The organism is Bacillus cereus group sp. BfR-BA-01331, from assembly GCF_022663915.1.
In the GTDB taxonomy this organism is placed as follows: Bacteria; Bacillota; Bacilli; order Bacillales; family Bacillaceae_G; genus Bacillus_A; species Bacillus_A mycoides.
The window spans coordinates 70,277-96,365 of the sequence record NZ_JAKUGJ010000018.1; the positions used below are offsets into that span (position 1 = coordinate 70,277).

The following is a 26,089-nucleotide window of genomic DNA, read 5'->3' on the forward strand; positions in this document are numbered from 1 at the left end:
AAAGCAGTTTAACTAGGTGTTAAACTGCTGCATTGCTTCTTTTATATAGTTTTCTTCTTCAGTTGTGAAGAGCGTTGGGAATTCAGATAGTGGGAGGTTTGATTTTTGGATTATATCCTCTATATCACTTTGAGGTGTATCAAGATAGTTCGTTACTTCTTCTATTAAATTGAAAAATTCATTCAGAGTAACTTGAACGTCATGATGACTCGGATCCTTCTCTTCTACCTTATACTTTTTCAACTTCCCTATCACATCCATAAAACGCTGATCAAACTTTTTTTTTAATTCCTTATTATTATAAAACGTTTGAACACTCTCCTTTGAAAAATGTTCCTCTAACCATTTCTTATTTTCTTTCTCCCATATAAAAGTTTGCAGAAAAGAAGAAAACAAGGCGACATCCACTCGTTCTTCCTTTTGAAACCTCTTCGTCATCTCATCCATATGCGAAATCACCTTCGCAATTCTTTCTTGCTCTGCCAAAAGCATCTCTCTTTGAAAATGCATTTGCCTTAAAAATTCTTCCGTCTCTACATTACGCTGCAATATAATATTTTGAATTTCCCCAAGCGAAAAACCGAGATGCTTAAACGATTGAATTTGCTGCAGCGCATACAAATCATCTTTCGTATATAACCGATGCCCACCCTCAGTATAATCGCTCGGCTTTAATAAATTAATCTTGTCATAATAACGAAGTGTCCGCACCGTAACATCCCCAACACTTGCAAACTCACTAATCGTCCACGCCATATCATCACCTACTCCGCTAACTTCTCTCTCACATACTGAAACATATGAGAAAAACTCATCTCATTCTTCCGATAATATTGAAACAAACCCACAGCAAGTAACAAAAAAGGAACATTCCCTCTATAACGATTTTCATACTCACTAATACCATCATAGAAGTACTCATACTTTCGTCTTCGTAAAACGATATAACTCGCAATAAACAACACTGCAATCATAATAAAGATTTGCTTCCCTTTTATCTCCACTTCTTGTTTCATCACCTATTCTCCTTCCAATGCATACTTATCTTCTTTAAATAACGGAATTCGAATGAAATAGCGATATGGTTCGTCGTGTATTACTTTCCACGCAACAAAGATCACTTGAACTACCTCAAAAGCAAATACGATCCAAAACAAAAAATCACTAATACGCGAACTAATATTAAATAGAAGAAAAATTAACAAATGAAAGTTGAACGCCTTTCGGCAATGATATTTGTACACCTCATTTTTACGTGCCAGTGTGATGTACATGAATAGTGGTGAAAAAATTCCTATTGCGGCTGAGAATAATAGCATGATGATGGTATTTCTTTTTTCTTTTGTGGTGGTTTTCATGAGTGGTTTGATCCCCCTTTTTGATCTGTCTTCTTTAGGTTAGGGGGTGACGTTGGGGGAGGTGCAAGAAAGAAACTATAATTAGTTCTGAAAAAATAGACACAATGAAACATCTTACATACTCCACTGTGTCTATTTACCTCATTAAAAAATTGATTATCTATCAAAAAACATTTGAAATAGATACTGCAGCCAAAATAACATACATGTAATAAATATCCCAAACACTACGTTTTCATTAAACTTCTTAAAAATAACATTCCATTTAACTACAATATATTGATTCACGACACACCAATAGAGGAGAAACAAGATTGAGATACCAGTCAAAGGAATCATAAAATTCACCGCTCTGCCCCCTTTCATTTTTATGATTCACCTATTATATCTCCACTAAATTAAAAGATCAACTATATACATACTCTTTAAATACTAAGAATTTATCTAGTCACAAACTCCCTCATCTTTATCTATATGAAAATCACTTAAGAATTTTAGAAATCTTGACAAGGAGGCCCTCCTACTATTTCTAGGTTTCAACATGCTTAACAATACAAAAACCACCCCAAACAAATATACTGTCCAAGGTGGCTTTCAAAAACTTTCATATCACTATTAAATTACTACTTCAATCTATCCTGCAACGCACTAATATTAATAATCACAGGACTACCCGACTTCAACGTACTATCCTTCTGTAACATTGGTCCTGAAGTGATACATTGACCCTTTTTCAATGTTGCAAGTCGTTTTTCCCACTCTTTACGCACAGCTGAATCTTGAGCAAGGTTTGATGCAATAGCACTAATTTCATTTTCAGGTGGCATGAAATACACTTTTTGACTTGAGTTCTGTAATCGTGAAATTTCATCCGTTGTAAATTGCCCTTTTAATGATTGTGTTGCATACCAACCTGACCAGCCAAATTTTCTTCCTTCGGTTAAAATTTTGGCACTTGGTGATTTTTCTCTATGATCAAGATTTTGCGCTTCGTCTAAAATAACTGGGAATGGTTTATTTTTGTCTCCGTGGTGCAATTGATAGTTCCAAATATCCCATAAGATAAACTCTGTAATCATGAGCTGTACATCTCTATTAAAGCCTGTTAATTGTACAATAAACACTTTACCTTTTTGGTTCAGTATGTCTCCCCAATCATATACAGCACTATGATTAAATGGATTTTTATCAATGAATGGTTTAATTTGTGACCTTGCTGTTTTAGCTGGACCAGAAGTATCTTCTTCTAGCTCTGCTAATAAATAATTTAAATTCATATTCTCATCATATTTATCTAAACCACGCATTACTGCTTCATAGATAGCGTTTTGTTGCTGAATGCCTAAATCTTTATATACAGCTGAAAATACACTTTTAATTCTTTCAGCAACATCAGTATTATCTTCATCGATATAAATTCCTTCATCCAATTCTTTTTGATTCCGTTTAAATGGATTTACTGGGAATTTATCTTTTGCTACTAGGAATTGTTCAATATTATCTTGAAGTTTCTCTTTAAATTCCGGTTCTAACTTAGAATTCTTGAATCCATCTGTATAGTCAAATATCATACTAGAAATTCCATTTTGCGCCAGCTCAAGTAGTAAACATTGAATGAAGTAACTCTTACCTTGTCCTGATTTACCCGAAATTAAAATATGTCTATTTGCTAGCTCCGGGTTTCCGAATTCCCAATATATTTCTTGAGTCGATCCCTCTACTGTTCCTAACAAAACGCGGATGTCCTTTAATTCTTTTGTTGCTTTTGTTCCTTTTTCTTCTCCAGAATAAGGTACAGTTGGAACGACTTTATTGCTAGAGTCTTTTAAATCTTGATTGGAGTCATGATTCTGATTCAATAATCTATCTGGATTAATATCAGTTCCACCAGAATGGATTTTCATTTTGAGTGCCTCAATTTCTTCGATTACTCCTTCATACCCATCCTCTTCGGTTAATTCCACTAATAAAATATCTTCTTCTATTTTAATGGATCTCCATGATTGTTCCTTTTTGAATGATAAAATTGCTCCTTTACCGATTTTATCATCCAAATGTCCACTCATTTCATAATCATCATTTAATAATCTTTTCTTTAGTTCTTCAATTTTCTCATAAGATTTTTCTGGCCAAATGTTGTTTGCAATAAATTTCTCGGCATTCGCTAGCAGTAACTGTACAAAGAAGTTTCGGAAAAACTTATGTTTAAATACATGTAAACCCTCTTCACTTGTTTTAGAAAGTTGCGTATCAAATAGTTGCTTAGTAGCATTAATTTGCTCTTTTGCTTTTGCAATAGCACTGTCTTGATTTAAGCCGATTTTCACTTCCACTGGATAATAATGCACTGATAATTTATCATCTTGCATTTCTACTCCGATTAACAGTAAATCGTCACTATGTGCACCTTTTCCTCCTAGATTTTTTGCAGAAAATACACCTTCACTTTTCGTTAATTTCACCGCTCCAGCGACACGCAATATTTCTTCTAATGAGATAGGAACCCATAAAATATTCTCGTGATCTAAAGCACTTAATATATACTTCACAGCTGAAATAATACTTAACTTTTCTCTTGAGAATTGTCCCTTACTTCCTATAATTCGTAGCAACCACTCACCATTTAGACTATTAAAAGCTCTAATAGCTGTATTGATTTTTTCAGGTGTCGATACAATTTCTTTTTCTGCTAAATACTGTTCAATAACCGCTCGGTATTGTCTTGCTTTATCCGTTACTGTAATTGCATCATACTGGCTTGATGAAGAATATTGATCACTATAATGAATAACCAATAAATTACGTGATGATTCTTGGAAGAAATCTAAGCCAACATTAGGCTCAATAAATGTTACCCAATAAGAAGACTCGTATAAATGTTCCAGAACTTTTTCATCATAAGTAGATGTTCTCGTAACAATTGTTTCATTCTTACGGTAAGGATTTGTACCATCATTATTTAAATTACTTCCTAATTCATTCATTCCTCGAGCAGTTTGAATTAACAAATGTTCATTATTCAATACATTTTTCAATCCAAATCCTGTACGATAATCTACTTCTGTACTAATAGATGATAGAGATGATAACATCCCATTTAAAGATAATCCTGTTTCAATATCTTCCATTGTACTTTTCGCATGCTTCTCATTTGAAATCATTTTATAGAATGAGATATGTGCGTAACCATATTCTTTCGTACCAATAAGTTTATAATAGAAAACATTTTCACGAATCAGTCTTAATACATCTACTGCATCAAGATTCTTTGATGCTAACGATAATTCAAAGAACTCCTCAAACTTTTGAACATCATCATATATGGAAAACTTTTCAAAGGCGCTTAGTATATTACTCTCATGATATAAAGCAACCTCTACTGGTATAATTTTTAATGGCCCTTTTTTATCAATCTGCTTCTTAATAAACTGTACTAAACCTCTTACTACTTCTTTATCATTATTTATATTAATCACATTGATTCGTATCGGAGACTTAGATTCTTGTAAAAATAAGTATTGGAAATGCTCCACAAATTGTTGAAGCTTTTCTTCAACTACATTAGCTAAAAATGCATTAGATTCTCCAATCGCAACCTTATGAAGTGGTTCATAAACAGTCCATTCAGGCGCTTCATTTTGAGAAACTGGGCGATACAATTCATCATTCTGTCCATATATATACGGCAATAGATTGTTAGGGTGCAGACGATTTAAAATATGCATTTCAACTACTTCGTTTTTAATTTCATCATTAATACTTAACTGATAGGCAACATTAAGAGGATGCAACGGTGTTAGTATGACTCTTTGTTCCTCTTCAATAACTCCCAATTTAAACAGATTTTTTTCTTCTTCTTTTAGCATTATATTCTCTTGTATATGAGTAATGCTTTCGTTAAAAGCTTTCAAGTATCTTATAGATAGCTCTCTTAATTGATCGTCCACAAAACAAAGACTAGGAACCGTATTATTAAATTTATAGTAATTTAATAATTTTTGGTACGCCTCTCTCAATGATGGGTTCATTGGTAATTCGACCTTATTTAGGCCTGATACCCCTCTAACTGCAAAAGTGAGTTCATTTTCAATCCATACTCTTTCATCTTGCAAATAATTTCGAAATCCTTCTCGTGCTGAAAATTCCCTTGCACCCTGTTTTAATTTATTTGTATCAAGGTTATATTCGAAACTTTCTTGATGTTCTCTTTTTAATTTCCATACCCTTTCTCCTGATACTGGAACAGTCTTTGCAACTTGCTCTCTAATAAGAATAGGGATTAAAGTTGTTTCAATTTGAACAGAAAAGGATAAGCTATCATCATTCCATGCAGGGGAAGATTCAGAGACTTCAAAACTTCCTCCTTGCCAATTTATAATCTGTGCATCTTCTTCAATAAATAATTCTTCTGGTTCACTAGAAATATCCCCAAAAACAATACATTCTTCGGCTTTATTCATAACTATATTTTTCTTATTCATATTCACTTCATAAATTGTTTGGAGAGATTGTAAAAACGAGGCTTCACATTCTACAACAGCAATATGAAACTCATATTTCGACTTAGATTGCATTTTATGTGTATATACAACTTTATGGAATGAAGTCACATTTTGCTTATGCACTAAACTAACAGTTAGCTTTTTCCCAGATACTCCACAAAAACCTTGTGAATTTTTATGAATGTATTCCTTCTTTAACTTTTCTTCAAATTCAAAGTTTAGGTTGATATTTTCTATCTGTGTAGGATTAAAAACAATAATATGACGTTTACGTCTCCCAGCCTTTGTCTCAGCTTGTGCTTTTTCCCAATATAGCAAACCTTCTTTTGAATATTTCTTTGCTGATTCAATATATTCTAAAGGGTGATCTATTTCAGTCATTTTGTCGTAAGAATCTTTAATAAGAACATAATCCGCTTGCTGCCAATCTTCCTTCTTTAGACGAGACACACCTTTTTCATCGAATAATTTTTCTAATTGACTCTCTAAATGCTCATACTCGTGCATATGTTGTACTTTCTCAAAAAATGAAGCATTTTCTTCTAGCCTTTTTTTCATTTGAGCTGAAGTAAATTGATTTAAATTTTCATCATAAAAAATACCTAGATTAGAATAATCTTCTCTCGCAATCTCTTGTTTTGATAAAAATCCAAGAATTTCTTCATAATCCCAAAGAGATGGTCGCACAATTGTATCATCTAATTTTTTACGTAAATAAAATGAAAGTACTTCCTTCTCCTCTTTATTTAGAGAAGAAGTTTCAATCTCTTCTTTTAATGTTTTCAAAATTGATTTCACATTAAATGGCATACCTTCTTTTTGCAAATCACTGCTACCACCCTTAATACTGTCCAGTGTCTCATGACATATACTAAGTAAAGCTGTTTTCTCCCAAACATCCTTTTGTTCACCGACTTCATTACGAAGTGTTACTAAAAAGTCTGGAGTAACATTTGCCGATGTAGTCGCAACAACTACTTTCATTTCCTCTGAAACCTTAATAGCAATCGTTTCGTATGGAGTTCCTTGCTTATGCTGATAATAAAACGCCTGCGATAAATCTTGTTCTTTTAATGTGTCATAAAATGCTTGTACTTGTTCATGATTATCAAATTGAAGGTAAAATCGCTCTCCACCTCTAAGATTTTCTGCTTCTAAATAATTTATTAGTTTATCTGAAAGATAATTATAAAATTGGTTTAACATACTGTGCATCACCGCTATCACTTTTTTTGTCTATTAAATTCAGCTTATCAAATAACTGTACAATTTCTTCTTTTGAGTACCGATCAAAGAATAAGCCTCTAGCCTCTAAATCTATGAATACTTGCTTCAAAGGTTTTCTTTCCTTTTTTAAACTCAATGCTGTTAGTAGCAACAACATATCTTGACTAATATTAAGCATATAACCAAGTGAACCTCGAGTTTTTAAGAAATATTTTTTTCCAACCTCTTCTATTGATAAAGAGTATCTATGTCGAGGTCCTTGCATCGTATCTTTTTCATAGGCTTCTTCTATACTACGGAATAAGGATTGTACAAGCGTATCATATTCTAATTCTAAATTTCCTTCATAAGCCCCAAGACCTAAATGTCCTCTATATTCCATAACCCAATCACAAAGCAGCTCTAAAAATACTTTTTTATCCTCATCTGATAATTGCTGATATGTTTCCTTTAATTCAGGATAGCCACCTGCTTTTTCTACTCCCATTAGGAAATTTAAATGTTCTAAGCAATTAATATGTAGTAGTAAATGTCTACCTGTATCTTTAATCATTTGATAACCATGAGTATAACCTTTTCTATTCTTACTCGTAGACTCCCAGTCAAGTGTAAAATAAACTTCATTGTTCTCACTAAAGTTCGCTTTCCCAACTTGTGAAAGCTTTAAAGTCAATTGAGTAATATATAAAAAGTAATAATAACTAAGAAACAAGTGATAATGAGTTCTAAAATAATCTTTATGTTCCACTAAAAATTGAAAATCTTCTTTGAATAGCTTCGAGATAAATGGAATTTGATTAATATAAGGACGGCGTTCTTTTTCGTCGCTCTCCAAATGATTTAATTGTTTTAACACAAGACGTGACATTAAATCTGTTGAATCGCTTTTTCCAAAAATCTCTTCTACTGTTTCTTTTTCACCTAATAAGACGTCTAAAAGGAATCTAGCAATATCTTGTTCTCCTTTTTTATCAGCCTTATCACTTAATGGTAAATATTGAAACAAATGCAAATGAAAAATTTTAATTGTATTATCACTATCCTGCAGAAAGGTACGTAGTATTTGTTCAAATTGCGACTTATCTTGCTTTGATACATCAACAGATTTACTAATCTCTCCAATAAGTTCTTCTAGGTTAACTTCCATTTTTAACTTATTTCCGCTGACTAGACGCGTAAACTCTCCTAATACTCCCTGAAACCCTTTTGCAAATTTCGCCCGCTCTGTTCCTCGGGTAGAAAAAGGTAACAGCGGAGCTTTTTTATTTATTGTATGTTTTAATCCTAATTTTTCTGGTTTAATACTCAGCGAACTTTTCAAATCCTCTAAATTCTCTCTTACAATCATTTTCTAATCCCTTCTAAACGTAAATTCTTCAAAATCTTCATCGTATGTTAGTTTAAACATTCCATTTTCATTAGATTGAACAAACAATAATTCTTTTTCTCTATTTCCTAATTTCATTATCTTATCCACAAATTCAACGAACTGAATACAATCTTCTTTATCCTTTTTATTCGGGCGATAGCCTTTTGAAAGTTTAACCATCATTTCATATAACGGATAATCAATTTCTAAATATACAGGAGCTACTTTATCCTCATTGGAAAAGGCAAGTAATATATTTAATTTAAATCGATTTAAAACCTCTGGTTCTACCCCTTTCAAATGTCCTACAAATGGCTTGATTTTAAGAGACTGTGCCACCTGAGTAGTATCATTTGAATAGTCCATAAATACATAATCTGATTTCGGACGTCCGTTCCACAAGAATATCGATTCTCTCGCTAAATTATACATCTCTCTTAAATCAGATCGATTCCCCTTATTAAAAGCATATAAATATTCCATATATTTTTTATAATTTTCATCCGCGAACATTTCATTCAAAACAGGAGATAAAAAGAATGACATACGTATTAATGTTTTATTAAATACCTGTCTAGATGAATCACTTAACTCAAAGAAAGGTCCCATCTCTTCTAGCCCTTCTATCCATCCATCAAGTCCATGTAAATTCAAATGCTTTTGGAAAGTATTCTTCATATTTACTGAATTGTTTAGCTCAATTAGCATTTGGTCTACACTATTTGATCGAAGATGAATAGGATCCATTTTAGAAATAACTGCTAGTAAATTTGATTTCTCTTGACCATCAAATAATAAATTCGGCAATAAAGCTTCGGTTTTTTCCATCATACCTGCACCAAGAAAATCTTCATTCCCATGAGAAGGCACTAAAATATCATAAATAAAATTAAGCATGGAACGTGTCGAAATAATCATCTTATGCTTAACTATTGCTTCAATTAATATGCTTAAAACACCATCTCGTATTGGTTGCTGTTGCAATAACTCATAATTCACCATAAAGAATCCATTTATACCACGTTGCTTATCCTTCAAATAAGCTTGATAGAATGGATTGTTTTCTGACTCAACCACAATTCGCTTTAAAATTGATGAAAAGTAATCTGATTTTGGCCCTTCACTAGTTAATTCAAAAGGTTGATAATCACTAAAGCTAATTAAGTGAAAATTACCGCTTTGTTGATTAGTAGCAACTTCATTTGCCTCAAATATTCCAGATTCCTCAATAAATTTTGTTAAAATTCGGTAGTTCTCTTTTGCATAATCTGATTCAATAAAGTTATGCAGAACCCCTAGGTTAATAGCTAAAATTAGCTTGAATCTAGAACCATCAATCTCATTATCACTATATGGCTTTAATACTTCCGCTAATGTATCAAGGGAACTCTTTTGTGGATCAAAACTTTCCGTAGCATCATTATGCACCGAAAACTCTTCCATCAATTCAGGATATTTATTTTTCACATACGATAATAAATGTGATTTCCCATCTCCAACGCTACCACACAAGAAAATTAATTGACTTGTATTTTTCCCAGCTGCTGCTGTTAGAGCAGACATCATATCGTTCTGTATCGTTCTTTCTACATGTAAATAATCCTTAAACGAACTAAATTCATTAGGATTTTCGATAGCCTCTTGAGATGATTCTTTCAGCTTCGAGAGTTCTGCTAGTAAATAACTCTCTCCTTCTCCTAAAATAAAATCATCATACACAAAATTGTTATCCGCTTCTTCTTCATTATCCACAGACTGTTTATCTTCGATTTCTAACCCTACCGCAATCTCAGCGTTATTTATTTCTGTTAATTCCTCAGTTTGATTTGATGTATTTTGTTTACTTGCAATCTCAATTAGCATTTTTAACTTTTCTTCTAAACTAGCAGATATCTTTTCTTCTAATTTCTCCACAATATGCACACTACTCTTCGGCTGTGGATGTTTGTATTTCGGGGCAACAAACTCATAACTCCCATATACCTCCATAAACCACACTGCAATTTGGAATAGATTTTTATGCATTTTAAAAGCACTCTCTACCCCACTTTCAATATGTTCATGTGCCGCTTTATTTCCTAAATAGCGAACAGTATCAAATGAACGCGAAATTTCCTTTGATAAAATATCTTCTCTTTCTAATTTTTGAATACGCTCTACTTGCTTTAAATATTGTACGTCGTACAGTTCATGCTCTTCCGCAATGCGTTTTGATAATAACTCTGCAAATATTCTTCCCTTAATTAAAACTGATTGGGGATCTTGATAAAAAATATTTTCAATATCCCTACCCATCTCCGCTAACTCAGGGAATATCTCTTGTAGAAAATCAAATGTATATTTCTCCAATGATGTAACACCTCTTAATCTAAAAATACGTTTCGAATATATTCCATATTATACAATATCTATAGAGGAATTGTTGGTATTAAGAAAAAAGGAAATTAGTGGATTATCCATTCATGATAAAATTAATTATTTCCCACTACTCCATTCTTCATTTTAAAAAATCACATGAAAAATAACCTGAGTCTATAACTATAGAACCCAGGTTATCCAACGCTTTATACTTTTAAAATTCTCACAAACATATGCTATATTAATTTCTAAAATAAACTTAACTGTATAACACTATCCATCTTCTCTTCTTCTTTGTTAATCTCTAAAATCCTTTGACCCATTCGTTCCACCAAATCAACCACTAAAGCATTTCCCATACAAAAGTATCTGTTTCTTTGTGGCATACCTGTATTTGTCCAGTCCATTGGGAATCCATTTAACAACTCACATTCAGCTGGTGTTAGATATCTTAATTTTTTTGTATAAGGATCTTCAATTACATGTGAACTTCTATTACATGTTCCTTCACTTGTTAACATGGTACGTCCAGGCTTATCTAAATTGTCAGGGAAAGCCATTCCTCCCTCAGCGTAGAAGTATTTATGCCCCGTCGCCTTTGATACTCTTTCTTCTTTTTTAGGACCTTTAAGATACTTTAGTTCCTCAAATTCCGTTCTTCCCTTTTTGTTAACCTTATCCATTTTCAAATAATATGATTCATCTGCAGGACCAAATTTATCATATACTTTTTGAACAACTTCACCTAAAGTCTCTGGATTTTCAGTTACTGGAACTAATTCTTCAGTATATACTTGTCCATCTATCATCACGCCAGAATTATAGTATTCAGCTTTAAATGTATCAGAAACCTCAACAATATCGACCGGCAACACAAATTCTCCTCTTTTTTTGTTTTCCTCAGGTGCCTCATGCACATTAAAAATCGGAGCGAAAAATCCATTTTTACACAATATCCCTAATGACTTCATTTCACTTTGAACAGATGCGAAATGAGATTCTTTTAAGTATGCGAAAATAAATACTCTTCGTCTTCTTTGTGAATTCCCATAATCCGCAGCGTTAATAACTCTCCATTCAACTGCATATCCTGCATCTCTAAAGCTCGCCAGCATAATAGAAAAATCACGACCTCTTTGTTTTGCTGGTGACTTCAATAATCTATCTACATTCTCTAACAAAACAAATCTTGGCTTGCGAGAATTAACTATGTTTATTATCTCCCAAAAAAGAACACCCTTTTTTCCTTGTATCCCTTTTTCATTTGAGATAGTACGTGCTACTGAATAATCTTGACATGGAAAGCCACCTACCAATAAATCATGCTCAGGTATCTCTGGCCAAACCTCTGCTATATCTTTATTTTCATGTATTCCTCTATTTTCAAATTGAGTGGCATAACAATTAAATGCATGTTGCGCTTTAGTTAAAGGCTCCCACTGATTTCCCCAAATAATCTCAAAATTCCCGTTCGCTTCAAGTCCTAACCTAAAACCCCCCACTCCCGCAAAAAGTTCTACTACTTTCACCATAAATACACGAACATCCTTTCGGTATTTTATTTCTTTATGCTTCATTATAATAAAAAGTAAGGAAAAGATCAATCCCTATATTATGAGAGTACATACTTCCGTTCCATAATATAGATTTTTGATTTCCATATCTTATTTAATAAGAAATCCGCGGCTTTTCCTTTACAGAGTTTTTATCTCTACAAAATTGAAACAGCTTTTTATTATATCATAACTTTTCATTTAAAGGTTTCTAAGCAAACCAATTAATATAGATAACGAAAGGGGATTACTATGGTTACATACGCTACACTAGATGAACTAATGTTAAAAGCAAAAAAGGCTGAAGGACACAAATTTAGTGAAATCAATTCAACAAATAAACTTGCAACAGCAAATTCAAAAGGTGAACTTGGCCAATTAGTCAAAGAGAGATTTTTTGGGTATGCAAGCCCCTCAGATGCGGACATTAACTTTAAAAACCTTGGAGTCAAACTGAAAGTAACACCTTTTAAGCAAAATAAAAATGGTTCTTTATCCTCTAAAGAACGCTTAGTTTTAAATATCATTAACTACATGGAGGAAGTTAATACATCCTTCAAAGAGTCTAGCTTCTGGGAAAAGAACCAAAAATTATTACTTATGTTCTACGAATGGAAAGCAGACGTAAATCGTCAAGACTTCCATATCACAAAAAGTGTTCTATTTTCATATCCTGAAGCTGATTTAGAAATAATAAAACAAGATTGGGAAACAATCGTATCTAAGATTCGCTCTGGAAAAGCACACGAGTTATCCGAAGGCGATACAAATTATTTAGGAGCTTGTACAAAAGGAGCAAATAAAAATTCAATTCGTTCACAACCATTTTCAGAAATACCAGCAATGCAACGAGCATTTTCATTAAAACCTTCTTATATGACTACATTAGTTCGCAGATATATCAAAAATGAAGAGTTAATAAGCTTCACAACAGCCAACGACTTAAAAGGAAAATCATTAGAGGAATTTCTTCATTCCAAATTCGAACCTTATATAGGATTAACAGATAAAGAGATCTCCCAATCACTAGATATAGATTCTAAACCTACTGCAAAAAATTTCGTTCCATCATTGGTAAGTTCTTTACTAGGTATAAAAAACACACGCCTTACTAATATTGAAGAATTTGCAAAAGCCAATATAGAATTTAAAACAATTCGCCTAGAGCCAAACGGAAAACCAGAACAAAGCATGTCATTTGAAACGATTGATTTTCATCAATGGACAAACGAGTCATGGGAAGAAAGTGAAATCCGTGAACGCTTCTATCAAACTAAGTTTTTATTTGTAATTTTTGAATTCAAACAAACAAAAAAAGAAAACCCAAACCGCGAGCTCTACTTTAAAGGTATTAAACTTTGGAACATGCCTGTTCCTACAATAGAAAAAGAAATGCGGGGACTTTGGGAAGAAGTAAATACAGTAGTAAATGAAGGTATTCAACTTGAATATAAAATACGTGGTGATAAAACCGTTGAAATAAATAACCTACCAAAAATGAATTTCAACGGTGTGGCACATATTAGACCAAAAGCTCGTAATGGCTCTGACAAAGTAACTTTACCTGATGGTCAGCAAATTACAAAACAGTGTTATTGGTTGAATAATTCTTATATTGCTTCTGTTGTTACCAATAACGTTAACGAATAATTTAATCTTAATCTATAATTTCTATAACCATAAAAAACACCTTCTCACTTTACATGATTAGTACATACAGTGAGAAGGTGTTTTTTTACATAGCTTATTGTAGAAGTACTACCTCCCATCATCTCAAGCCAATTCCCCCTATCAACTCACCATATCCTAAACTACGCTCCTCCAAAAAACCCCTAGTCTCCGCACTATCCTTATAATAAGAATTCCAACCCCGCTCCCTCAAAATCCCCTTCCAAGTATCACTCTGGGCCATCCTCCTAATCACATCATCCCAATAAGCAACCTCTTCCTCCGTCATATCTTTCGGCCCCATAATCCCTTTCCAGTGCTGGAAGATAACATCGATTCCTTGTTCTTTCCAAGTTGGGATTTCTGGTAGTCGGTCTAGGCGGTTTGGTGCGGATACGGCTAGTATTTTTATTTTGCCGGCTTTGTATTGTTTTTCGGCTTCGGATAGGGTCATGGTTGCGGCGCCTATTTGTTTGTTCGTTAGGGCGTTTATGATTTTTTCTTTGTTTTCGTAGACGAAAAATTGTAGTTTGGCAGGGTTTATGCCGAATGCTTTGCTTACTTGTACGAAGGATAGGTGATCGTCGTTTCCTAGGCCGGGGGCAACGCCGATTTTGAAGTTTTTCTTGTCTTGTTTGAGTTGTTCCATTAGTTCGTTTGCGTTTTCTATGTTTGATTCTTTTGATACGACAACGACTTCCCAGTCAGATGCAAGTAGCGCGAGCGGTGTGAAGTCTTTATATGTTAGTTTACTGTGGCCTAGTAGGTTGTTCGTTATGAGTAAGCTTGAGTTAATCGCAAGTACGTGACCGCCTTTTTGTTTCGTATATTTCCATCCGACATCACCGCTGCCACCTACTTTGTTTGTGACAGTGATTGGTTTTGTGAAGATTTTTTCTTCTGTTAGTGTTTTTTGCATCGCCCGTGCTGTTAAGTCCCACCCTGCTCCTTGAACGTTTGGTGCAACGATTTCTACTTCTTCTATGTTCACTTTATTTGTGTACTTTTTTTCTACGGAACAACCAGCTATTACTCCTGTCATGATCCATATACATAGTAATAATCGTTTTTTCATAATCCTCGTCCTATTCGATACTTTCGCTCTGGTCGTCCGATAATGCCATATGTGTACTCTACTGTGCATTCATTCGTCGCTACTAAGTATTCTAAATATCTTCTTGCGGTTGTTCTGGAGGCTCCCATTTGTTCTCCCATTTCTTCTATTGTAATTCCCTCTTCGAATCCTTTTATAATCCCTTTCACTTTTTGCAGTGTTAGCGGATCTACACCTGTCGGTAAGTTTTTTATGTCTTGTGTTTGCGAAGTACCGAAGAAGTTATCGATTAGTGCTTGATTTACTTCATTGTTACTATGTAATAATTGCTTCTTTCTTTTATAGTCTTCAATGGTACGAACAAATTTATCTAACGTGACCGGTTTTATAAGATAGTTGCTTACGCCGTTTCGAATTGCTTTTTCTAACATATGGTTTTCATTCGCCGCTGTAACCATAATGACGTCAACGTTTGGAAAGTCAGCATGGATTTTCGGCAATAAGTCTGTACCAATTCCATCTGGTAAATAATTATCTAATAGAAGTAAATCGATTTCTTCCTTTTGTAGTAGTTCCATCGTTTCTTTTGCGTTCAATGCTTTTCCGATCACTTTTACGTCCTTTATTTTTGATAAAAACTCTTCCTGAATTTGCGCGACACGGAAATCATCTTCCGCAATTGCAACCTTCAACATATGCCCATCCCCCTGTTTGTCATGTACTTTCTCTCAATGTTTTTGGAATGTAAATTGTAAAAATAGCTCCCCCATTTCTCTCGTTTTGAATCTCAATTGTTCCTTCTAGTAGATCTACCGTTTCTTTCACGTTCGCTAGTCCGTAACCACGATCATTTCCTTTCGTTGAAAATCCTTTTTGAAAAATTGTCGTGATTTTTTCAGCTGGTATCCCTGCTCCACTATCTATCACTTCAAACACAATATCGTGCCCAATGTCCGTAACAAAAAATGAAACACTCTTCTCATTTTGATTACTCACCGCATCAAATGCATTGTCGATTATGTTTCCAAGGATCGTAATAAGGTGCGAAACTTTTATATGGTCTGGTAACGGATGAAGCGCACTATCTCCTTCAATATGAAAATCAATTTTCTTCTCAGATGCTGTTCCGATTTTCCCTAATAAAATAGCTTGTACTTTCGCATCGTGAATTTGATGAAATAAAATATGGTTTTGACTTTGATGAATAGTAGATTCTTGCTGGATAAATTCAATTGCTTCTCTGTAATGTCCTAACTGAAGTAATCCTGATAAGACGAACAGTTTATTTGTAAATTCATGTGTTTGAGCACGTAAGTCCTCTGAATACTTTCTTACCTCAGATATTGTGTTAACAAGGTTTTGCAGTTCTGTTTTATCTCTAAAACTACATACAACGCCTACCGTATTATTATTTTCGAGTATCGGTGTCATGTTTAAAATAAACACTTTATCTTGAAATGCGATTTCTTGATCGGTTTCTAGCACTCTTTCCATATGAAAATCCGGTAAAACTTTTGAAATGTGCTTCTGCATATAATCACCTTTTACATGCAGCATCTCTTCTGCCGAAGTATTCATCATCGTAATAAAACCATTTTGATCAATGGCGATAATCCCTTCTTTTATAGATAGTAGTATCGCGCTTCGTTCCCGGTATAGCGCTGCAATTTCATTCGGTTCTAAACCGAGTGTATCTTTACGAATACTACGCGCTAAAAGAATGCCGCCAACAATTCCAACTAGTAACACCGCTAAAGAAAAAAGTATAATTTCTTTCGTTCTACTCAATATGTTAGATTCAATACCTTTTATTAAAAACTCTACTGTCACAACGCCTACTACTTGATCGTAGTCTCCGTTATGAACAATAATAGGCGCCTTCGCCATTAAAGCCGGGCCACTTGCACCATTTCCTTCGAGTGTATAATAGCCACCAAAAGTGAGTGCTTCATAGTTATATGGATTGTTACTCTTTGTACCAATCAACTCCGAATTAGAATGTGAATACATAACGCCATAACGATTTTCTATAATTACATAATCTGCACCAGCTTGCTCACGAACTTGTTCCGCAATGGATTGAATGGTACTTTTATGCTCGTTATATTGAAAGGCCTCTTTGATAGCTGGCATAAAAGAAAGTGACTTCGCCGTTTGCAGAGCTAATTGCTCCACTTGCCGTTTCGTATCAACAGACTGAATGTAAACGAATATTCCCGCTAATAGGAGAACGACAAATAAAATTAATGTAATAATTAAGCCTAATATTTTCGTTTGTAACGACACTTTTCGTGATTTTTTCATACTCCATATCCTTTGATAAAATATTCAAAACTATCAATCTCCTTTTTCTATTATTATGACAAAACTGAAAATGAATCAACTATTAAAAATAACCATGTACATAAAGTACAAAAAGAATAAAATTGTCATAATATTGAGATTTTAATTCAAGAACAGTACAATTCAACTATATTGAACACGCTTTCATATATACCTTTTATTTATAAGCAAGAGGAGGAATTATTATGGCTCAAGTAAAATCAAGCCGAGTCGCCGGCAATATCTTCAAAGGTTCCGTCGGCAATTTAATTGAATGGTACGACTGGTACGTTTACTCTGCTTTCGCTGTTTACTTCTCAGCAGAGTTCTTTCCTAAAGGAGATCCAACGAGTCAGTTACTGAACACAGCAGCTATTTTCGCAGTCGGATTTTTAATGCGCCCTATCGGAAGTTTATTAATGGGACGTTATGCAGATCGACACGGCCGCCGGGCAGCATTAACGCTTTCCATTACAGTTATGGCCGGTGGTTCTTTAATTATCGCCTGTACACCTAGTTACGAAAGCATCGGTATTATGGCGCCAATTATTTTAGTTCTTGCTCGTTTACTGCAAGGGTTATCACTTGGCGGAGAGTATGGAACTTCCGCAACATATTTATCTGAAATGGCTAGTAGTGGTCGCCGTGGTTTTTATTCAAGTTTTCAATATGTAACGCTCGTTGCTGGACAGATGGTTGCATTAGGTGTTCAAATTGTTCTTCAGCAATTACTAAGCGAACCAGATATGAAAGCTTGGGGATGGCGTATTCCATTCATTATTGGTGCGATGGGAGCAGTAGCTGTATTATGGCTTCGCCGTACGATGGATGAATCGGAGCAATTCTCAAATATGGAATCGAAAAACCGCGAAAACGCAGGAACCGTTCGCGCTCTTATGAAACACCCGAAAGCAGTATTAACAGTAGTCGGCCTAACACTAGGAGGCACTGTTGCATTCTATACGTACACAACATATTTACAAAAGTTCATGGTAAACACAGTTGGTCTCCCGAAAGAAGTTGTAAGCTGGATTAACTTTGCCGCACTACTTATATTCGTTGTACTTCAACCAATTGCAGGGCTATTATCCGATAAAATTGGACGCCGCCCACTATTAATGGCTTTCGGTATTCTCGGAACGTTACTAACAGCTCCAATCTTCTTCTTTATGGAAAAAACGACAGAACCAATGGTAGCATTTTTACTCATGATGGTCGGCCTCATTATCGTTACTGGCTACACTTCCATTAATGCGATTGTAAAAGCCGAACTCTTCCCAACTGAAATTCGCGCACTTGGTGTAGGTTTACCATATGCACTAACCGTTGCGATATTTGGCGGAACAGCCGAGTTCATCGCATTATGGCTAAAAAGTATCGGAATGGAATCACTATTTTACTTCTACGTAGCTGGATGTATCGCGATAAGCTTTATTACGTATTGGCGTATGGATGAGTCATCGAAGACTTCGCAGATTGAGGCGGAGCTTGGTGGTGGAGATAGCTTGAAGAATGGTACTAGTTCAAAATAATAAAGTATAGAAGATTATCTTGAACAGGATGACTTCTTTATATAACACCCCTCAAAGAGAATTTTTTCTCTTTGAGGGGTGTTATTTTTCAATTTTCACTCGGTCTAGATTTATAATCTTTCTTCCGAGCAAACCCCATGTTTTGCTTTTTCTTTTAATTCTTAAGATACCGATTGTGGTGAGTTTGACGACCTTTTTTTACTTTTAAATACTTTTTGAACGGGCAACCAGAACAATCCCACACAAGCCACCCCACTCCTTCCCGCATAAAAGATAAAAGCACCTTCAATTAGCTGTAACACCAATGGATTCTTTGAAAGTTTGTTCGTAACAAATAGTATGATTATAAATTTTAAAAATAAATGTTATAGTCAATCAAAATAAAAGGCGTGAGCTATTGGGCTCACGCTTAAGAAGAATTTTAATTTAAATGTTTTTATAAAAGTTAATTTTTTAGTTATTATTTTTATATATTTTTTGTTCTTGTCCCCAAACTTCAATTAAATTTCTAAGTTCAGTTGTTTCAATCTTACATATATTAGGATCATGGATAGAATATAAATCTACAAGTATAGTTTCATCCTTTTTTACTTGAATTGCACATAATGTACCTTGAAATTCATTATATTCTTTTAAATTATTTAATACTTCATCAATTTTTTGTAACCACCATTTAACTGGAATACCTTGGATATCGTTTTCTAAAAATGTTGCTACAATTTCTAGTTCTTTTGGTAATTCTATTTTTAAAGAATCTAGGTCTTCATTTTTTGTCACTTTATATATATTTCATTTGTAACTACTCAGCTACCCTAAGGTTTTAATGGTTTAATATTTTGATTTTCAAGTTTGCCTTCACAAATTCCTGTTAACACTGATAATAAGAAAAACAGGCCGTAAAACGGGCGATCAATTTGATCATAAAGGTCATACGCTTCGCCAAGTGGAACATCCGAATCATGTGGTTGTTCAGCCTGTAACAATTACTAACAGCGCGTAGAAAACGTTTGGATAAATAAGAAGCAAATAAATTATTAAAGGGTTGTAACCCCTACTATAAGAAATACTATTATTACCAAAGGAAGAATGATAATCATAAAGGACACTATTATTGTTAATAATGCTTTCCATGCTGAAAATTGGTGTGCTTCTCCTAAACATTTTAAGGAAATAATGATTGTCCAAATTCCAATAACTATATCAATTATGGCAAAAATAAGAAACAAAATCGTTAAAGTTATGCTACTATCCATTTCCGGTGTCTCACTCGTAAAGTTTTCTATCCCAAACAAGAAAAATGAAGGCACCCAAACTAATATAAGAGAGTAAACGTAAGGGATATAAGAATAGGCAACTGAGTAACGTGTTTTTTCAAAGGTACCTTGTCCACCAAGTTTTTTTGCCACCCAATTGAATAACGCTGGTAACAAAAAATAATAAATTAAGAAAGCAACGAAGGTACCGAATATAACTATTGAGATTATTGAAAATGGACTACTTATTGAATCCGCCATATTTTTAGAAGATGCTCGATCTAAAGTCTGTACGAATGAGCCTAATAAAATGAGTAAAAACACATTCTTAGGTTTGGATATAAAAATTTCTTTCATTGTATCACGTGGTTTTGTCCAAATGGAGAACCAAGGATTAAGTGCACGTTTAAATTGATTTTCTGGAGTTTCCATATAAAAAACATTCCCCTTTCTTAAAACATATTAAATATAATTTCCTAATCATCCCAGTTATGTACATAGAAATATTAAAGCATAAATAGTCAGTTATTTAAATATAAATATTCAATCATTTAATTTCATCTGAAACTTAGGGGGAGTGCTTCTTAGCAATTACCTCTATATTGTCTTGCATTTTTAACTATGGGCTGAGTAGTTACTTTCATTTTTGAGTAACTCACATTCTTTAATACATTGGATAAACAGTTATAATCTTATCATTAATAAGAACAAACCTAATTTCCATTCCTTCAGATGTTTTACCAGAATATAATCTTCCACTTATACATCTTTTATTGCTATAAACCTCGTGAATGGCTTCCATAAGAAGAATGCGCTTATATACTTGAAATGCAACAAATTCTCTTTAAAAGCCTATACGTATTTTCCCTCCATCTTCTATATGCTTCCGTAAATAATAATACTTATGGAGTTCTATAATCATATAAAACAAAACAAACGAAATCACTGTGCATGCAGACATAAATACAATTGCCCCCATCTGTTGTGTTGCAATGCTAAGAATTATATTAGCAATTAACTGCCCCAATCCCGCTGCAATAGCTGCTACTTTTACACCACCAGTTCCTTTCGATGATTTTGATTTTTTTCTTGGTTCCTGAAGTTTTTCAATATGATTTTTATAAAAATGATACAAAGCAAAACCATACAAACCAAATGAAAGAATAAAATAGATGGGAGTTTGTAATTGTAACACTTCATAGGCATATTTTTGAGTTATAACCAATAATCCGACTGAACATATGGTGCCATATACTCCTCGAAATAGAGTGTATTGTAATTGTCGTTTCCGAGGATTGATAGCAATCCATATCGCCCACAAATTTAAAAAAATAACTGGCGGAGTTACTATATATACATAGAGTAATCGAAAAGGATTCGCGAACGCAGGCAAAAGAACAAACACGTCTGCCCCCAAAAGGACAAGGCCAATTACGTGGACTCTTATTTCATTTACAGGATAAAGGGCCATATAATGTGCAAAAGCTTTCTTATTAAAATCTATACTTTTTTTCATGTTAATTAAACCACCCCGCTACTGTTGACCAAGTTTTTTTCATTTCCCCTTTAATACATAATGAGTAAAATATAAATTGGTTGATTTTACCGAATGCATTATAAGATTTTATTTTGAATTTTCAAACTTCTAATCTTCTATTGAATATTAGCATATAATCAATTCTAATCATGAAACATTCTACTTTTTCTCGCTTTGATTATTTCTAAAATACTGAAAATAAACCCTAAATCAAATATTTTTCAGCGTTAGAGATATTATTCCCGAATTTAATAATAGGTGCATTTAATCCAAATCTTTCATTCCATTAATTAATCTTAATACCCAATCACCCTTTAAATATATTACGAACGGAATATACAATCTAACATGTCATTAAAAAAGCTTATGCAGGTTATACATAAGCTTTTTTACTCATAATTAGATATTTTTCAAATGCTACACCTTAAAGCAAGTCTTAAAAAGATTAAATATAATAGTCAGGATTTTCATCCATTTTAATTAAAAATTCTTCTAAAGAATCCGCTATTTTCTCATCCTCAGAGTAAATAGGACATTGATCTAATTCATTTTCCTCTTTAAATTTAATGGTTAAAAAGTTAAGTTCTGTTACTTCAAAAAACACTAATGATTCATCATCATCTACATCATCTAGGTTTGGATTATATTCATAAATATCTTGCCTTAAACGGAAATCTGCAACTGAAATCGGGTCCATAAATCTGTTGAAAAACGTTCTTTTGTCATACTTTAAAAACCCACAACCTATTTCTTGATAAAAGCGTTTCAGTTCTTTTGGAAGTTCCATTTGTAATAAGCTTTCTGCCTCATCTATCTCATCTTGATATATAGGATAGAAAATAGGTTTTTGTTTAGAACGGACACTTCTGTCTGCTACAACATATTCTTTCAAAAAATTAAACATAATTTTTACTACCTCCTATTAAAGAAGGGTTATTTTTAACGCTTCCTCAAGCATTGTATTAAAATCATTATATGTGTTCATTACCGTACCTGATGGTTTATCAAGTTCTAAATAAGTACCGTCTGATAAGCTTTTACAAAACCACGCAATATTTGAATCGCCAAAGAAAAAATACTCTTTTTGAAATTCATTTTCATACCAAATCTCATTCGTGTCTATAAAGCCGCAAATATGTTCATCTTTTTTTGTTTCTAGTAAAGAAGAATCAACTCCGTAAAGTACCAGTCCATCAAAGTCTAAACCATTTACAGTTTTAAGAAACTCTTCGTATTCCCTCGGTAAATCAACATTAAATTTCTCTTTTACATGTTCTCTTAATCTTTGAACTTCAGTATCCGTTGCGGGTGTATTCAGCTTATAATTAACACTTTTCAATATATCTCCAATTTCCAAAATCATATTTTTCCACATATAAAAAACTTCTTTCTAAGAGTATTTATTCTCCTTTAGGATAGGTATTATATTTGGGTATAGACCAAGTTATATCTGCACTATCTCCATCTTGTAAGTGTCTAGTTAATGTAAACCATCGCTTCAACTTCTATCAGTTATTTTAGGACTTTCTTTTACATGTTTGCTTCTGAATCCCATACCTCTATAAATTCAAAACCTTTTAAATCACTTTCTAACACTGTATTTCTAAATTCATCTGATACAAAAACGGAAGGAATATGTAATATTTCATTTAAGTAAACTTTAAATATTGTTTGGTTCTTAACCATATTAGGTAAGAATTCGTATTTTTTGAAATCTATTACTAAGCCAGAACGTAGTTTCTTTAGTATAGCTTTCTCATAGTCAATAGCATCTATTGCATTTAGAACGTTAATTATATAATACACTTCTCCCGTCACATCTTGAATTAGGGGAAGAAATTCTACATTATCACCGAGCATAGACTCTAAGAATTTTTTAGCTTTTCCACTAACCATTGGTGTACCAACTTCTCCCCAAAAATGAGGAAAATCACTTTGATTTCCTTCTTCTACACATTTAATACGTATTTCTCCCCATGAATCAGATGCTTTTACTGCCGAGTCCATTTTTCCTTCAAAATACTTTTTAGAATCTTCTTCTAAATTCAATAGTTGAAAGGATTCATAGTCATCAAATGAACTCTTTAATTCCCAAATCTTCATTTTTACTCTCCTTTGTTATTTTTCTATCCTTCCTTTATCTAAATGTAATTCTATATTCATGATGTTGCTTCTCCCTTTTCTTTTCCGTAGTCTTTACTGACTATAGGAGAACCGCGATTATATACTGAATATTCAATACAGACTCTTTAAAAGGTTTCATGTGTTCTACCCCCATCTTCTATATGCTTCCTTAAATAATAGTACCTATGGAGTTCCATAATGAAATGAAACAAAATAAACGAAAGCATGGAGTATACACACATTAATACAATTGCTACCATCTTTTGTGTTGCAAAACCAAGACTGATATTAGCAACGAGTTGACCCAACCCTATAAAAGCCACTACTCCGAAACCAGAGTTTTTTTTCGATGATTTTGATTTTTTGATTGGTTCCTGAAGTTTTTTAATATGATTTTTATAATAATAATTCAAAGCAAAAATATACAAACCAACCGAAAAAATAAAATAGATGGGAGTTTGTAATCCTAACATTCCATATGCAAACTTTTGGGTTATAACTAATAATCCTACTGAGCATACGATGCCAAATATCCCACGAAATAGAGTGTATTGTAATTGCCGCTTCCTAGGATTTATAACAATCCATATTGCCCATACATTTAAAAAAGCAACTGGTGGAACTATTATGTACATATATATTGGTTGAACAGGATTCGCAAAAGCAGGCAAAAGCACAAATATATCTGCTATCCCAATGACAAGAGTAATTATAGTTGATCTTATATCATTTACAGCATAAAGAGCCATATAATATTCAAAAACTTTTTTATTAAAATCTGTATTTTTTTCATGTTAATTCCCCCCCTGCTACTGTTGACCAAGTTTTTTTCGCACCCGTTTTCACCATATCCTTAATACTATCATCTTCACCATCACCATCTAAATCAACATCCCATTTTACACCTTCTGTGAAATATTATTCCCTTCTCGAAAAGAAGATCAACCCATTAATAAGATCTAGGCTTATCAAAAATTTCAAAAAGCCAAAGATTTTGCTGGTATCGAATCTATTGGGACTCACACCATGAGCAAAATCTTCGGCTATTGGTTCTATAAACAAACTAAAGATGTATACATGTTGCAAGACATACTCAATCACAGCACACCACAAATTACACTTAAATACATTGGTATCAATAAAGAAGAAAAAGATAATGTCCTTGATACATTCCTTATTTAATCCAAAAATATTAAAATATGAATACTATAAAAATTAACTATCTACTTCCCATCAAAATTATGGTAATCCTATTAAGCCTGGGGTTACCCCTTCTACCTTTGCCCATTCAAACGAGCACTCAACTAACATTTGATTCTTACACTTAATTTTTAATAAACCTTCTTCTTCTATCGTATTTATTTCAAAATAATCAATTATATTTTCTGTCCCTAAACCTTTTATTGTTAAATTATGAATAGTAAAGAAAGATATCTCTACATAAATTACATCCCACTTATTCCATCGTTTTGGCTTGTTTTCAACATTTTCCTTTGTCATCAATTGAATAACTAAAGTAGGACCATCTCTTTTAAGACGCACATCTAATAACTCTGATTCTTCAAACTTTGGTATTTTTCCAAAAATACTAATTAACGCTTGTGGATTTAAAAATTTAAATTGATCAATCATTTTTATACTCCCTATTTTTTATTTCTCTTCTCAAAATAATAATGATCCTCCATACCATCTACCTGTCCTGTTCGTGTATTGTATTCAGGTCTTACATTATGATGCGGTGGCTGATCTCCAATTCCACCTTCTCCAAACTTATGACCCTCTGAATGATCTTGAATTATAATTTTTTGACCTTTTACTTCATATGTTAATTCTCGAGTCATAATAGGCTGTTTATTATCATTTAATATCCTTTTACCATTACTATCTGTTAATGGTACCATTTTTTGACTAATCGGGTGTTGAAATCTAGGTATATTTAATTGTCTTTTAATTTCTTTTAAACTAGCTCCCCTAGATTCATGAGAATTTTTCCCCTCAATCTTCTTAACTCCAAAGGTTTGATTTATATTATCATTTAATCCTTTACTTTTTTCTCTACTTGCATATACAAACAAATCTTCAACTTTAGGCAATTCATTTTTGAATGTACCCATACCTGCAAAAGCAAAGCGATCTCCCATTTGTAAATTACTTGTAATATGCGAAAAAGTTTGCGGAATCTCGTTTTTTGCTAGTTTGGTCACTTTACCCGCTTGACCTAATTTACTTGCT

22 protein-coding genes and 1 pseudogene are annotated in these 26,089 nt (G+C 33.3%); 3 read left to right on the forward strand and 20 right to left on the reverse strand.

The genetic code is table 11. The annotated features are described in order from the left end of the window. Positions 1 to 12: 12 nt before the first annotated feature. The 7 genes from MR155_RS23760 to dcm form a co-directional block, all read right to left on the reverse strand. Positions 13 to 756, reverse strand: a complete 744-nt coding sequence (locus tag MR155_RS23760) for a MerR family transcriptional regulator (RefSeq protein WP_242311232.1) — start codon at positions 754 to 756, stop codon at positions 13 to 15. An 8-nt stretch (positions 757 to 764) separates the two neighbouring features. Next, on the reverse strand, positions 765 to 1,016 hold the full coding sequence (locus MR155_RS23765) for a hypothetical protein (RefSeq protein WP_242311233.1): 252 nt from the start codon (positions 1,014 to 1,016) through the stop codon (positions 765 to 767). Between the two features lie 3 nt (positions 1,017 to 1,019). Continuing rightward, entirely contained in the window at positions 1,020 to 1,358 is a 339-nt protein-coding gene (locus MR155_RS23770; protein ID WP_242311234.1) for a magnetosome magnetite crystal formation protein family, read from the reverse strand. A gap of 623 nt (positions 1,359 to 1,981) precedes the next feature. Continuing rightward, a complete protein-coding gene (gene dptH / locus MR155_RS23775) occupies positions 1,982 to 7,066 on the reverse strand; it encodes a DNA phosphorothioation-dependent restriction protein DptH (RefSeq protein ID WP_242311235.1) in 5,085 nt (1,694 codons plus the stop codon). Beyond that, positions 7,047 to 8,435, reverse strand: coding sequence for a DNA phosphorothioation-dependent restriction protein DptG (gene dptG / locus MR155_RS23780; protein WP_242311236.1), 1,389 nt, complete (start codon positions 8,433 to 8,435; stop codon positions 7,047 to 7,049). Before dptG ends, dptH begins: the two co-directional genes overlap by 20 nt. Positions 8,436 to 8,438: 3 nt before the next feature. Next, complete coding sequence (gene dptF, locus MR155_RS23785; RefSeq protein ID WP_242311237.1) at positions 8,439 to 10,805, reverse strand: DNA phosphorothioation-dependent restriction protein DptF; 2,367 nt, start codon at positions 10,803 to 10,805, stop codon at positions 8,439 to 8,441. A 257-nt stretch (positions 10,806 to 11,062) separates the two neighbouring features. Then, positions 11,063 to 12,346, reverse strand: a complete 1,284-nt coding sequence (gene dcm, locus MR155_RS23790; RefSeq protein ID WP_215574505.1) for a DNA (cytosine-5-)-methyltransferase — start codon at positions 12,344 to 12,346, stop codon at positions 11,063 to 11,065. A 273-nt stretch (positions 12,347 to 12,619) separates the two neighbouring features. Here dcm and MR155_RS23795 point away from each other — a divergent pair, with 273 nt between their 5' ends. Continuing rightward, positions 12,620 to 14,017 carry a Sau3AI family type II restriction endonuclease gene (locus MR155_RS23795; RefSeq protein WP_242311238.1) on the forward strand — a complete coding sequence of 466 codons (1,398 nt, stop codon included), beginning with the start codon at positions 12,620 to 12,622 and terminating at the stop codon, positions 14,015 to 14,017. A gap of 118 nt (positions 14,018 to 14,135) precedes the next feature. Here MR155_RS23795 and MR155_RS23800 read toward each other — a convergent pair whose 3' ends face one another. Genes MR155_RS23800 through MR155_RS23810 form a run of 3 tightly spaced genes read right to left on the reverse strand, consistent with a single transcriptional unit; the run spans position 14,136 to position 17,393 of the window. After that, positions 14,136 to 15,110: a tripartite tricarboxylate transporter substrate binding protein gene (locus tag MR155_RS23800; protein ID WP_242311239.1), complete on the reverse strand. Its 975-nt coding sequence runs from the start codon at positions 15,108 to 15,110 to the stop codon at positions 14,136 to 14,138. Next, entirely contained in the window at positions 15,107 to 15,784 is a 678-nt protein-coding gene (locus tag MR155_RS23805; RefSeq protein ID WP_242311240.1) for a response regulator, read from the reverse strand. The genes MR155_RS23800 and MR155_RS23805 overlap by 4 nt, the downstream gene beginning before the upstream one ends. 19 nt (positions 15,785 to 15,803) lie before the next feature. Continuing rightward, a complete protein-coding gene (locus MR155_RS23810) occupies positions 15,804 to 17,393 on the reverse strand; it encodes an ATP-binding protein (RefSeq protein WP_242311241.1) in 1,590 nt (529 codons plus the stop codon). A gap of 224 nt (positions 17,394 to 17,617) precedes the next feature. Between MR155_RS23810 and MR155_RS23815 the strand changes: the two genes are divergently transcribed. Next, positions 17,618 to 18,943 carry an MFS transporter gene (locus MR155_RS23815; RefSeq protein ID WP_242311242.1) on the forward strand — a complete coding sequence of 442 codons (1,326 nt, stop codon included), beginning with the start codon at positions 17,618 to 17,620 and terminating at the stop codon, positions 18,941 to 18,943. 453 nt (positions 18,944 to 19,396) lie between these two features. Here the strand turns inward: MR155_RS23815 and MR155_RS23820 are convergent, their stop codons facing one another. From MR155_RS23820 to MR155_RS23855, 8 genes are all read right to left on the reverse strand, one after another. Then, complete coding sequence (locus MR155_RS23820; RefSeq protein ID WP_242311243.1) at positions 19,397 to 19,720, reverse strand: hypothetical protein; 324 nt, start codon at positions 19,718 to 19,720, stop codon at positions 19,397 to 19,399. Between the two features lie 35 nt (positions 19,721 to 19,755). Continuing rightward, the gene (locus tag MR155_RS23825) at positions 19,756 to 19,926 is read right to left on the reverse strand and encodes a hypothetical protein (RefSeq protein ID WP_002010943.1); all 171 of its coding nucleotides are present in this window, start codon (positions 19,924 to 19,926) and stop codon (positions 19,756 to 19,758) included. A gap of 51 nt (positions 19,927 to 19,977) precedes the next feature. After that, positions 19,978 to 20,628, reverse strand: a complete 651-nt coding sequence (locus MR155_RS23830; RefSeq protein ID WP_002010942.1) for a Yip1 family protein — start codon at positions 20,626 to 20,628, stop codon at positions 19,978 to 19,980. Between the two features lie 412 nt (positions 20,629 to 21,040). Next, positions 21,041 to 21,712: a hypothetical protein gene (locus tag MR155_RS23835; RefSeq protein ID WP_242311244.1), complete on the reverse strand. Its 672-nt coding sequence runs from the start codon at positions 21,710 to 21,712 to the stop codon at positions 21,041 to 21,043. Between the two features lie 466 nt (positions 21,713 to 22,178). Further along, complete coding sequence (locus tag MR155_RS23840) at positions 22,179 to 22,637, reverse strand: SMI1/KNR4 family protein (RefSeq protein ID WP_044440338.1); 459 nt, start codon at positions 22,635 to 22,637, stop codon at positions 22,179 to 22,181. An 18-nt stretch (positions 22,638 to 22,655) separates the two neighbouring features. Beyond that, positions 22,656 to 23,108, reverse strand: coding sequence for a YrhA family protein (locus tag MR155_RS23845; protein WP_044440340.1), 453 nt, complete (start codon positions 23,106 to 23,108; stop codon positions 22,656 to 22,658). Between the two features lie 155 nt (positions 23,109 to 23,263). Continuing rightward, on the reverse strand, positions 23,264 to 23,836 hold the full coding sequence (locus MR155_RS23850; protein ID WP_044440342.1) for an Imm43 family immunity protein: 573 nt from the start codon (positions 23,834 to 23,836) through the stop codon (positions 23,264 to 23,266). A gap of 146 nt (positions 23,837 to 23,982) precedes the next feature. Then, complete coding sequence (locus MR155_RS23855; RefSeq protein ID WP_242311245.1) at positions 23,983 to 24,606, reverse strand: hypothetical protein; 624 nt, start codon at positions 24,604 to 24,606, stop codon at positions 23,983 to 23,985. A gap of 169 nt (positions 24,607 to 24,775) precedes the next feature. Between MR155_RS23855 and MR155_RS23860 the strand changes: the two are divergent. Next, a pseudogene (locus MR155_RS23860) lies at positions 24,776 to 25,039 on the forward strand (tyrosine-type recombinase/integrase); the annotation flags it as partial. 57 nt (positions 25,040 to 25,096) lie between these two features. On the opposite strand, the gene MR155_RS23865 reads toward MR155_RS23860, so the two are convergent. Both MR155_RS23865 and MR155_RS23870 read right to left on the reverse strand, forming a co-directional pair. Then, on the reverse strand, positions 25,097 to 25,489 hold the full coding sequence (locus MR155_RS23865; protein ID WP_000566919.1) for an immunity 50 family protein: 393 nt from the start codon (positions 25,487 to 25,489) through the stop codon (positions 25,097 to 25,099). Positions 25,490 to 25,500: 11 nt separating this feature from the next. Beyond that, a partial coding sequence (locus MR155_RS23870) for an HNH/endonuclease VII fold putative polymorphic toxin (protein ID WP_242311246.1) occupies positions 25,501 to 26,089 on the reverse strand: 589 nt, incomplete at its 5' end.

Coding starts and splice junctions, on each gene's coding strand:
- MR155_RS23845 (WP_044440340.1), bottom strand. CDS start 23,108: ATGTGGAAAAATATGATTTTGGAAATTGGAGATATATTGAAAAGTGTT.
- MR155_RS23855 (WP_242311245.1), bottom strand. CDS start 24,606: ATGGCTCTTTATGCTGTAAATGATATAAGATCAACTATAATTACTCTT.
- MR155_RS23765 (WP_242311233.1), bottom strand. CDS start 1,016: ATGAAACAAGAAGTGGAGATAAAAGGGAAGCAAATCTTTATTATGATT.
- dptH (WP_242311235.1), bottom strand. CDS start 7,066: ATGTTAAACCAATTTTATAATTATCTTTCAGATAAACTAATAAATTAT.
- MR155_RS23800 (WP_242311239.1), bottom strand. CDS start 15,110: ATGAAAAAACGATTATTACTATGTATATGGATCATGACAGGAGTAATA.
- MR155_RS23770 (WP_242311234.1), bottom strand. CDS start 1,358: ATGAAAACCACCACAAAAGAAAAAAGAAATACCATCATCATGCTATTA.
- MR155_RS23760 (WP_242311232.1), bottom strand. CDS start 756: ATGGCGTGGACGATTAGTGAGTTTGCAAGTGTTGGGGATGTTACGGTG.
- MR155_RS23830 (WP_002010942.1), bottom strand. CDS start 20,628: ATGGAAACTCCAGAAAATCAATTTAAACGTGCACTTAATCCTTGGTTC.
- dcm (WP_215574505.1), bottom strand. CDS start 12,346: ATGGTGAAAGTAGTAGAACTTTTTGCGGGAGTGGGGGGTTTTAGGTTA.
- MR155_RS23795 (WP_242311238.1), top strand. CDS start 12,620: ATGGTTACATACGCTACACTAGATGAACTAATGTTAAAAGCAAAAAAG.
- MR155_RS23805 (WP_242311240.1), bottom strand. CDS start 15,784: ATGTTGAAGGTTGCAATTGCGGAAGATGATTTCCGTGTCGCGCAAATT.
- MR155_RS23835 (WP_242311244.1), bottom strand. CDS start 21,712: ATGAAAAAAAGTATAGATTTTAATAAGAAAGCTTTTGCACATTATATG.
- MR155_RS23850 (WP_044440342.1), bottom strand. CDS start 23,836: ATGAAGATTTGGGAATTAAAGAGTTCATTTGATGACTATGAATCCTTT.
- MR155_RS23815 (WP_242311242.1), top strand. CDS start 17,618: ATGGCTCAAGTAAAATCAAGCCGAGTCGCCGGCAATATCTTCAAAGGT.
- MR155_RS23865 (WP_000566919.1), bottom strand. CDS start 25,489: ATGATTGATCAATTTAAATTTTTAAATCCACAAGCGTTAATTAGTATT.
- dptG (WP_242311236.1), bottom strand. CDS start 8,435: ATGATTGTAAGAGAGAATTTAGAGGATTTGAAAAGTTCGCTGAGTATT.
- MR155_RS23810 (WP_242311241.1), bottom strand. CDS start 17,393: ATGAAAAAATCACGAAAAGTGTCGTTACAAACGAAAATATTAGGCTTA.
- MR155_RS23840 (WP_044440338.1), bottom strand. CDS start 22,637: ATGTTTAATTTTTTGAAAGAATATGTTGTAGCAGACAGAAGTGTCCGT.